Origin of the sequence: Calothrix anomala FACHB-343, assembly GCF_014696435.1 — a bacterium.
GTDB lineage: Bacteria > Cyanobacteriota > Cyanobacteriia > Cyanobacteriales > Nostocaceae > Aulosira > Aulosira anomala_A.
This window is the reverse complement of the sequence record NZ_JACJQG010000052.1, coordinates 18,630-32,554: the sequence shown is the minus strand read 5'-3', so window position 1 is coordinate 32,554 and position 13,925 is coordinate 18,630. Positions and strand designations below refer to the sequence as shown.

General features: G+C 40.9%; 9 protein-coding genes. All 9 read left to right on the top strand.

The features are described 5' to 3' along the window. The first annotated feature begins 912 nt into the window (after positions 1–912). The 9 genes from H6G08_RS25290 to H6G08_RS25250 all read left to right on the top strand — a co-directional run bounded on the left by H6G08_RS25290 (position 913) and on the right by H6G08_RS25250 (position 13,659). Positions 913–1,971, top strand: coding sequence for an HMA2 domain-containing protein (locus H6G08_RS25290; RefSeq protein WP_190548030.1), 1,059 nt, complete (start codon positions 913–915; stop codon positions 1,969–1,971). After that, positions 1,968–4,280: a heavy metal translocating P-type ATPase gene (locus H6G08_RS25285; protein ID WP_242046266.1), complete on the top strand. Its 2,313-nt coding sequence runs from the start codon at positions 1,968–1,970 to the stop codon at positions 4,278–4,280. Before H6G08_RS25290 ends, H6G08_RS25285 begins: the two co-directional genes overlap by 4 nt. 4 nt (positions 4,281–4,284) lie before the next feature. Further along, positions 4,285–4,584, top strand: coding sequence for a DUF5132 domain-containing protein (locus H6G08_RS25280; protein WP_190548028.1), 300 nt, complete (start codon positions 4,285–4,287; stop codon positions 4,582–4,584). 374 nt (positions 4,585–4,958) lie between these two features. After that, positions 4,959–5,564 carry an HMA2 domain-containing protein gene (locus H6G08_RS25275; protein WP_242046265.1) on the top strand — a complete coding sequence of 202 codons (606 nt, stop codon included), beginning with the start codon at positions 4,959–4,961 and terminating at the stop codon, positions 5,562–5,564. A 354-nt stretch (positions 5,565–5,918) separates the two neighbouring features. After that, positions 5,919–6,539, top strand: coding sequence for a FeoB small GTPase domain-containing protein (locus H6G08_RS25270; protein ID WP_190548026.1), 621 nt, complete (start codon positions 5,919–5,921; stop codon positions 6,537–6,539). 75 nt (positions 6,540–6,614) lie between these two features. After that, on the top strand, positions 6,615–8,078 hold the full coding sequence (locus tag H6G08_RS25265; RefSeq protein ID WP_190548018.1) for a nucleoside recognition domain-containing protein: 1,464 nt from the start codon (positions 6,615–6,617) through the stop codon (positions 8,076–8,078). Position 8,079: 1 nt separating this feature from the next. Continuing rightward, positions 8,080–8,301: a FeoA family protein gene (locus H6G08_RS25260; protein WP_190548016.1), complete on the top strand. Its 222-nt coding sequence runs from the start codon at positions 8,080–8,082 to the stop codon at positions 8,299–8,301. 625 nt (positions 8,302–8,926) lie between these two features. Next, on the top strand, positions 8,927–9,655 hold the full coding sequence (gene radC, locus H6G08_RS25255; protein ID WP_190548014.1) for a RadC family protein: 729 nt from the start codon (positions 8,927–8,929) through the stop codon (positions 9,653–9,655). Between the two features lie 380 nt (positions 9,656–10,035). After that, a complete protein-coding gene (locus tag H6G08_RS25250; protein ID WP_190548012.1) occupies positions 10,036–13,659 on the top strand; it encodes a PAS domain S-box protein in 3,624 nt (1,207 codons plus the stop codon). Positions 13,660–13,925 lie beyond the last annotated feature (266 nt).

The following is a 13,925-nucleotide window of genomic DNA, read 5'->3' as shown; positions in this document are numbered from 1 at the left end:
TGGGAGTATTTCAAATTGGCAACTCTCAATTTAAGTTAGCGCTCCTACCTAAATCTCAAATTTAAAATTCCCCAGTTCTAACTTAAGTTTTAATATATCCTCTGTGCCCATAGGGATTTTTTATCCTATCAAAATTTGCATTCTGATGCCTAGCGAAACCCTAATTTTTCTGATGATTTTATACAATAACAATTATTTTGATTGTTTTTACAAAAACTTTTCTGCATCTGACTAACTTTTTATTTGCAAAAAGTTAAGAATCGTGATTAATGAATATATTTCTTTACATAAAGATTACAGCAATTTTCAGGTACATAGACCACACTGTAGGGGCACGGCATCCACAATCTTCTCGGATATACAATAATCTTACTGGTGCCGTGCCCCTACTACGATTGTGGTTTAAATGCATGAAAACTGCTGTAAGTTTAAGAGTTAAGCAATAACTCTCTAAAAGTTTTATTTCTCTGTGTCCTCTGTGTCCTCTGTGGTTTAATTTCCCGTAACTTTTGCGTAAGTCTTGAAGTTTCTCTCACGTTCTGATGCAAAGCTTTGAGTCTTGTTGAAGCGGAACTGCAATCTGCGCCATTCATTTTTAAGATTAGGAAGAAATGAACCACAGAGGACACAGCGAAAAGTCTGAGCGGAGGTTTCCTCCGATCAGAACTTTTCAAGACAGAGTTCACAGAGGAAGAAAGATGAAAAGACACCCAAATTTAACAATATTTTCCAGCTTGTGAGAGTTGAGTATGCAAAATTATGTATAACCTTTAAGTTATATAAACAAAGAACAAGAAATAATAGCAAAATTTACGGATTATCAAATTATTCTCAAGAACAAATCTTATTGAGAAAAGAATCGGGTATGATTGAAGCTATCGTGAATGTCTGAATTGGTGCAGCTATTAACTAATGACAACAACCATCAGTAGTCACAATTTAAGTACGCCGTTAAATGACTATCCTGACTTAACTTCTGAGCAGAATTTCTGTGATGAAATATCAGCGCAGGAACATGGTAATCAAGTAGTTGAGCAGGTAAAATTACAAGTAATTCATGCAACTGCTGGACGGCTACGTATCCGGTCTAATGATGGGAATTGGAATTGTCAAATAGAGCAACTGTGTCAAGACTTAAAACAACAGAGTTGGCTATTAGATATTCAGCATAATCAACAACGGGGTAGTGTAATTTTTACCTTTGATGAAAATCAGGTCTCTTTACCCCAGGTGTTGAAAATATTAACAGAATTTGATGTTAGCTATTCTCCCGCAGTCAGTAAAGTGGATTTGACTGATTTTAAATCTCTGGAATTCTGGCAAAAGCAATCAATGGCGATGATACCGTTGCTGGCTGGGTTAGCAGTAACAAGAGGTTTGAGAGTTAGAGGCTTACCAGCAATTTTAGTTTATATGCTGGTGGCAGATGCAACTCGCTGGGTAATAGACTCTGTAGAACCGGGTTTATTACTTGCTGTAATTGCAAAAACTGCCGAGAAATTCACGGAAAAAGAAATACCGCTACGAGGATTTACAAAAGTGGCGAACAAGTCTCTTAAAGAAATAGCTAAACCGGGAAAACTAAGTTATCAAGTTGTCCATCAAATTCCTGGGAGAATTCGCTTTCATGTTGAGCAACTGAATAAAGATTCAGCCTATGGTAAAAAATTAGAGAGTATCCTCAAAGCTGATGCGGAAGTTATTAATTTTCGGGTGAACTATCAAGCAAGTTCAGTAGTAATTAATTATCATCATCCAGAAACGAGTGTAGATTATTGGTTACACTTGCTAGAATCGGCTTTACCACCAGAGATAGCACCAGAAATATTAGTGTCACCGCCAGAAGCGCAGCCATTAACAACGCCGTCAGCAGAAACAAATATAGATTTAGATCTATCAAAAATCTGGATTGATTTAAAGCCTTCAATGATGTCTTATTCTTTAGGCTTGATGGCGAACTTTCCTTTATGACGCTTCCAATGGGCGAAAGGAATGGTAAAGTGAAAATTCCACTCGAATCGTTAGTAGCAGCTAGTCCCTTAGACGATTTAGGGAAAAGCAATGGTAAAGTTGTCCAACTTCCTGTAGCTAGTAACCAAAATTCCCCTCATCAAAATTATCAAGTTGTTCATGAAATACCGGGAAGATTAAGGTTACGAGTGCCAAATTTACGGCATGATGCACAATATACTTCCAGACTGCAAGGTTTATTAACAGCAGAACCTTTAATTACTAGTTTTCGCATCAACTCAATCGCCGCATCTTTAGTTATTACCTATCAACCCAACGTAGTTAATGACAACAAAATGCGCTGCTGTTTGGGTAAGTTGCTACTAGCTGCTAGGCAAATTTCTGTAACTTCTCAACTTAAGCCATCAACTAACGAACAACAAACAGCTGAATCTAGCTTATCACTACCAGTGTTAGCTACAGGTTTAGCTGTCTGCGAGAGGATTTTTGGTTTACCAATTCCGCCAATTTTGCGGGTAGGAACTGTTGCTGTAGCTAGTTTACCTGTTTTGCAACGAGCAGTTACAGGAATTGTCAGACAGCAAAAACTCACAATTGATGTGTTGGATTGTTTAGCGATCGCAATTACCACTGCTCAAGGTCATTTTCTCACACCAGCCCTAATGTTGAGTTTAATTGCTATTGGCGAAAATATCCGCGATCGCACGGCACGTACTTCCCAACTGCAAACATTAGATTTACTCAGTTGTTTAGGACAATTTATCTGGGTAGAAAGGGATGGAGAAAAGGTGCAAATTCCCATTCACGATGTACAAATAGGCGATACTGTCATTGTTTATCCAGGGGAACAAGTACCAGTTGATGGCACAATCATTAAAGGTAAAGCCTTACTAGATGAGCAAAAACTCACGGGTGAATCCATACCCAGCTTGAAAACTAAAGGACAACGAGTATTTGCCTCTACTTTGGTAAGGGAAGGGAGAATTTATATCTTAGTTGAAAGCACAGGCGATGATACCCGTGCTGGACAAAGTATCAAATTCATGGAAGCAGCACCAGTCCATGATACCCGCATGGAAAACTATGCAACGACAATCGCCGAGAAAGCTGTATTACCAACTTTGCTACTAGCAGCAACCGTATTTTCACTGACAAAAAACGCCGCCAGAGCCGCCAGCATCCTTACCTTAGATTTTGCTACAGGAATTCGCGTGGCTATTCCCACAGTAGTTTTAGCATCTTTGAGCTATGCCGCTAAACAAGGAATTCTGATTCGCAGTGGTCGAGCCTTAGAACAACTGGCGCAAATTGATACCATTGTTTTTGATAAAACAGGGACGCTAACAAAAGGCGAAGCAGAGGTGATTAATGTAGAAAGTTGTCATCCCGATGTTTCCCAATGGCGAGTTTTAGCATTAGCCGCAGCAGCAGAACAAAGATTAACTCATCCAGTAGCAGCAGCGATAATTCGTTACGCCGACGCGCAAGGTGTGAATATTCCCCAGCGCAGTCAATGGCATTATCAACTAGGCTTAGGTGTAGAAGCAATTATCAATGGTGAAACTGTCTATGTAGGAAGCGATCGCTTTTTACGTCAACAAGGCGTAGATATGTCATCCCTAACTAAACAATATCATCTCGCAGAATCGACAATATATGTTGCTAGCAACCAGGAATTACAGGGTATAATTACTTATAAAGATGTCTTACGCAATGAAAGCCCTGACGTAATTCATCAGTTGTTAACGGTAGAAGGCATAGATGTACATCTGCTTACCGGCGACAACCAGCAGATAGCCAACGCCGTAGCAGCAGAATTGGGAATACCGCCATCGCATACCCACGCAGAAGCCTTTCCCGCACAAAAAGCCGCTATCGTCCAGCAACTACACAACCAAGGTAGAACAGTCGCCTTTGTTGGCGATGGAATTAATGATTCACCAGCTTTAGCTTACGCCGATGTTTCTGTATCCTTTGCCAATGGTTCCGAGATTGCACGGGAGACAGCAGATATAGTGTTAATGCAGAATGATTTGCATGGTTTGTTAACAGCGATCGCAATTGCGCATCAAGCCAAGCAATTGATTCAGCAAAATACCGCCATTATCACTATACCAAATTTGGCAGGATTAGCGATCGCCGCTTTATTTGGACTCAACCCCCTAGCCGCAACCATAGTCAACAATGGTTCCACCGTAGTTGCCGGAGTCAACGGTTTAAGACCAATCCTCACAACTTCCTCATCCCAAATCCGCGATACTCGCGCAAGCAAACATTTATCCCCATATTCCCCACCAGGAGGTTCATAAAAATATGGCTAAAATTACAGATTTAATGGAAAACGCAGGTAGACCTGGACTAATCGCTGGTATTGGTGCAGTATTGTTAGCACCAGTTATTCTGCCAGTTGTGGCTGGTATTGGTAAACCCGTAGCTAAATCTATTATTAAAGGTGGAATCCTCGCCTACGAAAAAAGCAAAGGTGCTTTCGCTGAACTGGGTGAAACCTGGGAAGACATCGTTGCTGAAGCCAAAGCCGAAATCGCTGAAAGCCAATATCAACATGTATTTGAACCAGGTGCCAATGTTGTGGAAAATCACCACAAAGATTAATACAGCGCATGGGGAAGGGGGATAAAAAATTCAAAATTCAAAATTCTCTCTTGGAAAGTTCTGTTCGTCGGAAGCCGGCGCTCAGACTTTCCACAAAATTCAAAATTACAGCAGTTTTCACCTATTTGAACCACATCTGTCGTAGGGGCACGGCATCGACAATCTTTTGGTACATACAATAATTTTACTGTTGCCGTGCCCCTACAGCGTGGTCTATTTACCTGAAAATAGTAATACCAATTTCAATAATCTTTGCGACATATCAAAATGTTCTAGAGGGCATGGCATTGCCAGTGCCCCTACAATCTGTCGCATTCTTTTTTCCAATTGGTATAAGAACTCTATATTGAATTTTAACTTTTGCCCCATGCCCCATGCCCCATGCCCCATGCCCATTTTCAACCAAAACTATGGTAATTATTCCCCAGAAACAACAAATTAGCCATCCAGCACTCGCTGATACACCGATAGCTACCCAAATTATTAGCGATACTCCGGGAAGGTTGCGGTTGAGAATTGCACCTAGCCATCGTCAATCTGAGATAATGCAACAAATTGTCAATTTTCTAGAGACGCAACCGTACATTATTCAGGTAAAAACCAACTTGCATCAAGGTAGCATTCTCATCAATTATGCTGAGAATGTTACTTTAGCTGTTGTTTTCGCATCTATGCAAAATTTAGGTATTAATTTTACAAATTACATACCAAGAAATACTAAAGCAGCTATATATGTAAGAAAATCTGTAATAGCTGTAAATAATAAGTTTGCCCGCGCTACAGATAGTACAGTTGATTTAAGAGTTTTGTTTCCTTTAGGACTAAGTATATTAGCTGTGAGACAGTTAATTATTAAAGGTATGCAATTAGATATGATTCCTTGGTATGTCTTAGCTTGGTATGCCTTTGACAGCTTCTTGAAACTCAACAATGTTAATTCACAAAATCCCTATTCTCAGCTAAATATAAATAATAAATAATCTTAATTGGGAAAAGGAAGCATCCTAAAGGCTAATCAATGGTAAAACCCCTCGCTGATCCCGAAATCCCGCCGTCACCCTAGAAGGGTGCGGCTAATCTTACAAAGCCCACCTTTGTGGGCTTCGTAGTTTTAGCCCCAGGCTTCCAGCCTGCGGGCGGTGTGTCGGGTAAGCAAGAGAAATTTTTTTATTTTGAATTTTGAATTGATTCATAGGATATTGCATCAAACTTGGGATATCCTCGACAGATTCATATTGCGATCGCTAACCTCCCCCCAAAGAGATATCTTCTTCACAAGATCCTCACAATTTTATTTGACAATAAGTTGCATTAAACCTCAGCAATAAATTCCTATGGAATGCCATCAATGTAAATCACAAGGTAAATCTTGTGGAGGTAAATCGCGAGGACTAGCATTCTTTCGCAAAAAACAGCCATTGTTAGACACAGAGACTTCCACAAATCCACCAATTGCTTTGGTAGGAATGCCCAATGTAGGTAAAAGTGTGCTGTTTAATGCTCTAACTGGTATCTATGTCACTGTTTCTAATTACCCTGGTACGACTGTAGAAGTGAGTCGGGGATTAGCGCAGATAGGAGAGCAAATTATCACAGTCATTGATACACCGGGGATGTATTCACTCTTACCTATTAGTGAAGAAGAAAAGGTTGCCAGAGATTTATTGTTAAGTGAACCTGTATCGGTTGTGATTCATGTGGTAGATGCAAAGAACTTAGGCAGAATGCTACCGCTAACTTTTCAACTCATCGAAGCTGGGTTACCTGTAATCCTGGCTGTGAATATGATGGATGAAGCCCATCGCTGGGGATTAGATTTACACCAAGACTCCTTGGAGATGGAGTTAGAAATTCCTGTAGTTTGCATGTCTGCGGCTTTGAACCAAGGTATAGATGAATTGCGCCACAGAATTGCCCCATTCTTACCAGTTCAGACAGCAATGATTCCAGTGTAAAAGGCAACAGTCAACAATCAACAGTCAACAGTCATCAGTCATCAGTCATCAGTCAACAGTCAACCGTCAACCGTCATGATTAACCAAATAATTTATCCAGAACCGATTGAAGCCGCGATCGCACAATTGGAATCTTGGTGGCAAACTTTAGGAGATCGCTATTTATTCTACAATTACTCACTCTCTCCCCGGAGTTTAGCTTTATTACTGTTACAAAAAGACCCCGGACTTTGGGAAACTATGCAACGGGATCAAGAACAGTGTCGTCATCTAGAAGTCTTGATTACCGTCACGCAAAATCAACTTAAACAACCTATTGGATTAGCGATCGCGAATACTCGCCAAAGTCAAGCGCGGACGATAGAAAGAGTAGTCTTACAGGAAACTAGAAAAAGGCGATCGCCACTTGGGGAAACACTGCATCAACTCACCGTCAATCCCATCACCGGATTCCCCATTCTGGTTTTCATCCTCTATTACGGAGTCTACAAATTTGTCGGTGAATTTGGCGCAGGGGAATTAGTCGATCGCATTGAAACGTTTTTTGAATTACAGATTAACCCATTTGTCAACCAAATTACTACACAAGTTATTCCCTGGAAATCAATTCAAGACTTAATTGCTAATGATTATGGGATTATCACCTTAGGAATTCGCTACGCCACCGCGATCGTTTTACCTGTAGTCGCCACTTACTTCTTGATGTTCTCCTTACTAGAAGATAGCGGTTACCTACCACGTTTATCGTTAATGCTGGATCGCTTATTCAAATCCGTAGGTTTATCGGGTCGTGCAGTCATTCCCATGGTATTAGGCTTAGGATGTGACACAATGGCCACAATAGTTACCCGCACCCTAGAAACCAAGCGGGAACGATTAATTGCTACCTTTTTACTCTCCCTCGCCATTCCCTGTGCAGCCCAGTGGGGCGTGATTGTAGGATTACTCGCCCAAAAACCCGCAGGCTTACTGTTTTGGGGAGGTTTTATTTCTGCCATCTTTATAATAGTAGGCTATCTCACCGCCAAATTATTACCCGGTGATTCTGGCAGATTTTATATGGAAGTTCCGCCTTTACGTTTACCCAAATTACGGAACGTCATTACTAAAACCTGGGTAAGAATGAAATGGTATTTTATCGAAGTTTTACCCTTATTTATTTGGGCATCAGTATTGATTTGGGCAGGAAGATTAACCGGATTATTTGACATGATTATCCGCTTAATTGAACCGATTGTCTCAGCCTTAGGAATGCCCGCACAAGCAGCACCCATATTTCTCTATGGTTTCTTTAGAAGAGATTATGGTGCAGCCGGATTATTTGATTTACAGCAACAAGGTAGCCTCACAGGTAATCAGTTAGTGGTAGCGGCGATTGTATTGACATTGTTTCTACCTTGCATTGCTCAATTACAAATGCTCATTAAAGAACGGGGAGCAAAAACTACAACTGCGATCGTATTATTTATTTTCCCCTTTGCTTTTTTGATGGGATATCTTGTAAATCTTGGCTTAACTGCATTCGGAGTGCAATTTTAAAATGAACGCCTTACCTACAGTCAAAATTGGTCAACCACAAACGGTAGTTTGTTTGCAAACTGAAGATGATGCAATTTTACACAAACTCATGGCATTTGGGATTTTACCAGGTAGTAGTTTAGTGTTAGAACAACGCTTTCCATCGTACATTATCACAGTTGGTAGAACTCGCGCTGCTTTAGATCAAGAAACAGCCCAAAGTATTTTTGTGGAATCTTGTTAAGTCTGCTATACAAAACTTGGCTAAACTTATCTAAGCTTCGCCATTCAACTAAAGTTTTCTTTAGAGGGTCTGCTTCCTGCTTCCACCAAGGGAGTCGGCTCCTTCTTGTCCACAGGCGTAGATTCGGCTCTAGCCGAGCCTATTTTGCGGTCTGTCAAATTTTTTCTGAAGCTTTTAGCCATTGTTCAAAATTATTTTCCACCTATTTAAAGAATCTTGGTATCACCTTCGACCTTTTTAAGGGCTGGCTAGTAATGAACGCGACTGTGGTTTACAAACCAGATATGAAGTTGGCCTTGGTTTTCGGCACTGATTCCAAAGTATCAGACAGTGAAAACGCTGTCAAGTTGCTCATGGTGACTAATTATAAGTAACTTTAGGAAAGTATTTGCCTATTTAGTCAAGCTCTTGGCTATTGGTTAATGGTCAGTAGAGACGCGACAACCCTTGTCTGTACAATAGTCAATAGTTAGCAACTGGCAATCTGCTGTATCTTTCTTTCCTTTGCCGCCGTCATGACTTCTGAACAAAATTAAAGATTTTTTCAAATCAGCATAATTTGTTGAGTAAACAAGGGATAACTAAAGATAGTTCCAACTATGGTAGATATTCTCGCAGTTACTCTATGAAATATTGCCTCAGAATTGCTGACATGCCTGAGACTGAGCGTCCGCGTGAGCGCTTAATGGCTCATGGTCCGAAAATTTTAGCCACAGCTGAATTAATTGCAATTTTGTTAGGTACCGGTCAAGGGCCGGGGAAACTATCTGCGGTAGGATTGGGGCAATATATTTTAAGTGAATTGAGCAAGCATCAGCGCGATCCTTTGACAGTTTTGCGGGAGGTGACGCCTGCAGAATTAATGCAAATTCAAGGAATCGGCCCGGCAAAGGCTACAACAATCTTAGCTGCAATAGAATTGGGTAAACGCGCTTTTCAATCTCGTCCCGAAGGTGCAACTATTGATAGTCCCATAGCGGCGGCGGCAGCGCTGAGTCAAAATTTAATGTGGCAAACCCAAGAACATTTTGGGGTTTTGTTATTAGATACCAAGAATCGTTTGTTAGGTACAAAAGTAATTACAATTGGTACGGCGACGGAAACTTTAGCTTCTCCCCGAGAAATTTTTCGCGAAGTGATTCGTCAAGGTGCTACGCGGGTGATTGTGGCACATAATCATCCTTCGGGAAATATTGAACCTAGCCAAGAAGATATTGAATTAACTCGTCAGTTATTAGCTGGAGCGCAGTTTTTAGGGATTCCATTACTAGACCATCTCATATTAGGCAATGGTAATCATCAAAGTTTACGAGAAATCACTACTTTATGGGATGAATATCCGCAAGGTGATTAAAAAAGGCTGTCATTAGTCATTAGTCATTGGTCATTAGTCATTAGTCATTGGTAAGGGTTTACAGTCTATTTATACTGACTTACTTATGCTAGGTAATTATAGTAACATATCTAAATTTAGTAGTGCTAGATTTATAAATGTCTATAGTTGATGTTTTAAAATTGTATCAGCTAGTTTAATCAAATCGTCTTAATTGTATTTACTTAAATATTAAGTTATTTTTAATACGAAATACCAAAAGCTAGTCTTTGTAGCAGAAACAGATGATGCGATCGCCAAATTGTTGCTGAGTGGAGAACTGTTGATATGGGTAATCAGCCCGATGACGCGAATCAACTAACATTGGCAAGATAGTTAGAGCCAGGGAGAAGTAAAGCGTTATGAGGATTTATCAAAAAATATTACCCTACGGAATTGCCATTAGCTCAACAGCGATCGCTCTATTACTATCAATCTGGCTAGAATTTCTGCTGTCTCAACCAATTAGCGCTTTTTTTTATATAGCTGTGATTGTTAGCACTTGGTATGGTGGCTTGAAACCGGGATTAGTAACAGTTGTGCTATCAACACTGGCAATAGATTATTTCCTGATTCTGCCGCGATATCAAATTGCCATCCCACAACCAGATAATTTATTGCGTATCGGTCTTTTTCTGATGGTAGCTTTGACTATCAACTTGCTGACTAGCAATTTTCGCCAAAGTACGCAAAAGCTGCAAAAACTCAGTCAGCAATTAGCTAGAGAAAATGCCAAACAACTGCGTATGGCTTTATCTTCTGCACAAATGGGAATGTGGGATTGGGATATAGTGACAGGAGAAATAATTTGGTCACCAGAACAACAACAGTTATTTGGCTGGGGTGTTGGTAAATTTGATGGTAAGTATGAAACTTTTACTGCTTACTTGCATCCTGACGATCGCCAAGAATTTCACCAAGCCGTACAGCAAGCACTACAAACCCAAAGTATTTTACAACACGAGTATCGGATTATTCAAGCTGATGGTAGCATTCACTGGCTAGAAGTTCGCGGACAGGGGTTTTATGACAAATCTGGCGAACCTGTGCGTATGAGTGGAACTGTGATGGCTATTGACGAGCGCAAACAAGCACAAATAACATTGCAACAGCAATTTGAGCAACAACGCTTAGTCATGGATATCACTCAGCGCATTCGGCAAACGCTTAATTTACCAGATATCCTGCAAACTACTGTTGATGAAGTGCGGCAATTTCTCAAGTGCGATCGCGCGATCGTCTTTCAGTTACAGCCTGATGGTAGCGGCAGTGTAGTTGTTGAATCCGTGGACGCTAATTGGACAGCTATATTATCTAGTAATATCTACGATCCTTGCTTTAGTCATGAATACATTGAACCTTTTAAACAAGGTCTAGTGACTGCCAAATCTGATATTTATCATGCAGGTATCAACCCTTGCCATATTGAACTGTTAGCCAAATTCCAAATCAGGGCGAATTTAGTAGTTCCCATCCTGTATAAAGATGAATTATGGGGCTTACTGATTGCTCATCACTGTCAAGCACCGCGTGAGTGGCAATCAAGTGAAATTGGGCTACTACAACAGGTAGCAAGTCAAGTCAGCATTGCTATCCAGCAAGCAGATTTGTTGGCAAATCTGCAAACAGAACTAGCACAACGCCAAGAAATCGAAGCAGCTTTACGCCAAAGCGAACATCGATATCGCGCCTTAGTTCATGCTTCGGCTCAAATTGTCTGGCGTACTAATGCTGAAGGTATGGCAATCATTGCGCCCCAGGGTTGGAAAAAATTCACCGGACAAACTCTAGAAGAATGCTTAGGATGGGGTTGGCTCAATTGTATTCATCCTGACGATCGCGATCGCTGTGCCCAGCTTTGGCAAGAATGTTATACAAATGGTACTTTCTACGAAACTGAGTATCGCCTGCGGAGAAAAGATGGTATATACTGTGATTTTGCGGTGCGTGGTGTACCCATTCTCGATGCATTTGGCAAAATTAGTGAGTGGATTGGTACCTGTGCAGATATTACAGAACGCAAACAAGCGGAAATAGCTCTCCATCAAAGCCAAATTCAGCTACAGCAGCAATTGGCAGAAATTGAAAATATCTACCAATCCGCGCCCATTGGCTTAAATGTTTTAGATACAGACTTGCGCTTTGTGCGCATTAACCAGCGCCTAGCAGAAATGAATGGGTTTTCGATGGCAGAGCATATTGGGCTGACTGTACGCGAGTTGTTACCGGAATTAGCTGATACCTCCGAACAAGTGTTACGCTCGGTTTTAGAAACAGGCAAACCACTGTTAAATGTAGAAATTACTGGAGAAACTCCGGCGCAACCAGGGGTGCAACGAACTTGGTTAGAAAGCTTTTTACCCTTAAAAGATGGGGAACGCATTATTGGTATTAGTACAGTATGCGAAGAAATCACCGAACGCAAACGCGCTGAAGCCGAACTCAAGCAAGCCAAGGAAGAATTAGAAGTCCGAGTTGCCGAACGCACAGCCGAGTTAATTACCAGCAATGCCAATTTACAACGCAGTGAGTCTACTTTGCGCAGCTTCTTTAACAGTGGCGCAATGCTCATGGGTATTGTAGAGTTATATGACAACGATATTTTACATATTTCCGATAACCAAACAGCAGCTAGGTTTTTTGGCACTACTCCCGCAGCAATGGAGAATCAGTTTGCCAGTAATTTAGGTGTACCCCAACCGATTCTCGACCAATGGATAGATTATTATCGACAAGCACAAAAAATTCAAGCTCCAGTCCGATTTGAATATCCCCATGAGACTGTCAATGGGCAAAGGTGGCTAGCTGCAACGGTTTCCCCAATTACTTGTATCGACAAAGGCTATCCTAAATTTTCCTACATTGTGGAAGACATTACCGATGCCTATCGCCAAGCTAGGCAACGCAAACGCATGGAAGATGCTTTACGGGAAAGTGAAGAAAAGTTTCGCCAACTAGCAGAAAACATCCAAGCAGTATTTTGGATGCGGGATATGCAAACTCAGCAAATTATTTACGTGAGCAAGACTTATGAAACTATTTGGCAAAGGAGTTGTGAAAGTATCTACCAAGACATATCAACTTGGTTCGATAGCATTCACCCCGAAGATCGCACTCGCGTACAAACCACATTTGTAGAACAGTTAATTCCCGAACTCTCAGATATTAAATATCGTATTATCCGCCCTGATGGTTCTATGCTGTGGATTCGCGATCGCGCTTTCCCAATTAAAAATGAACAAGGGGAAATTATTCGCGTTACTGGTATTGCTGAAGACATCACAGAACTGGAAAAAGTGGAGCAGATGAAAAGTGAGTTTATTGGCATAGTTAGTCACGAACTGCGCACGCCGTTAACAGCTATCCGCGCCTCACTAGGTTTATTAAACACTGGTATTTACGATAACAGACCAGAAAAATTTAAGCGGATGATTGAGATAGCTGCAATTGATTGCGATCGCTTAGTCCGTCTAGTCAATGATATTCTTGACTTAGAACGCTTAGAATCAGGGCGGGCTGTGCTGCAAAAAACCACCTGCAATGCGGCTGATTTAATTGCCCAAGCTGTAGAGGGAGTGAAAGCGATCGCCAAACAACAGAATATTAGCTTTAATATTGATGCTCCCGATGTGCAAGTTTGGGCTGCTGCTGACGCAATTATTCAAACACTGACTAATCTGTTTAGTAATGCTTTAAAATTTTCCCCTGACGAGTCCACTATTGATGTCAGCATTCAACCGCAATGCGATCGCGTACTGTTTCAAATTAGCGATCGCGGGCGCGGAATTCCCCCAGAAAAATTAGAACTAATCTTTGGCAGATTTCAGCAAGTAGATGCTTCCGACTCGCGCGATAAAGGCGGTACAGGCTTAGGCTTGGCAATTTGTCGCAGTATTATCGAACAACATGGTGGCAAAATCTGGGCACAAAGTACCCTGGGTGTAGGTAGCACATTTTGCTTCACTTTGCCATTGCTATTAGAATAAATTTATTATTTAAAATACTTTTAACTACCCCAACGCCATTTTGAATATGTTCAAGATTGAATCTGTTAACAGTTGACTGTTCACTGTTAACAGCAAGCTATTAACCAACTAAACTAGGCTGGATCGTTAACTCTTGTTCTTGTTGCAAATCCTGGAACACAGTTAGCTGTTGTTGAAGACATTGGTAATACCAATTCACGAAATTATTGATACAAATTACTTCCTCTGCTCCTCTGCTCCCTGTGCTAGGCAATATGTATCATTTT

What these genes read in the sequence shown, in the direction of transcription:
- radC (WP_190548014.1), top strand. Translation starts at nt 8,927, where the DNA reads ATGAAATATTGCCTCAGAATTGCTGACATGCCTGAGACTGAGCGTCCG.
- H6G08_RS25250 (WP_190548012.1), top strand. Translation starts at nt 10,036, where the DNA reads ATGAGGATTTATCAAAAAATATTACCCTACGGAATTGCCATTAGCTCA.
- H6G08_RS25260 (WP_190548016.1), top strand. Translation starts at nt 8,080, where the DNA reads ATGAACGCCTTACCTACAGTCAAAATTGGTCAACCACAAACGGTAGTT.
- H6G08_RS25275 (WP_242046265.1), top strand. Translation starts at nt 4,959, where the DNA reads ATGCCCCATGCCCCATGCCCATTTTCAACCAAAACTATGGTAATTATT.
- H6G08_RS25280 (WP_190548028.1), top strand. Translation starts at nt 4,285, where the DNA reads ATGGCTAAAATTACAGATTTAATGGAAAACGCAGGTAGACCTGGACTA.
- H6G08_RS25270 (WP_190548026.1), top strand. Translation starts at nt 5,919, where the DNA reads ATGGAATGCCATCAATGTAAATCACAAGGTAAATCTTGTGGAGGTAAA.
- H6G08_RS25290 (WP_190548030.1), top strand. Translation starts at nt 913, where the DNA reads ATGACAACAACCATCAGTAGTCACAATTTAAGTACGCCGTTAAATGAC.
- H6G08_RS25265 (WP_190548018.1), top strand. Translation starts at nt 6,615, where the DNA reads ATGATTAACCAAATAATTTATCCAGAACCGATTGAAGCCGCGATCGCA.
- H6G08_RS25285 (WP_242046266.1), top strand. Translation starts at nt 1,968, where the DNA reads ATGACGCTTCCAATGGGCGAAAGGAATGGTAAAGTGAAAATTCCACTC.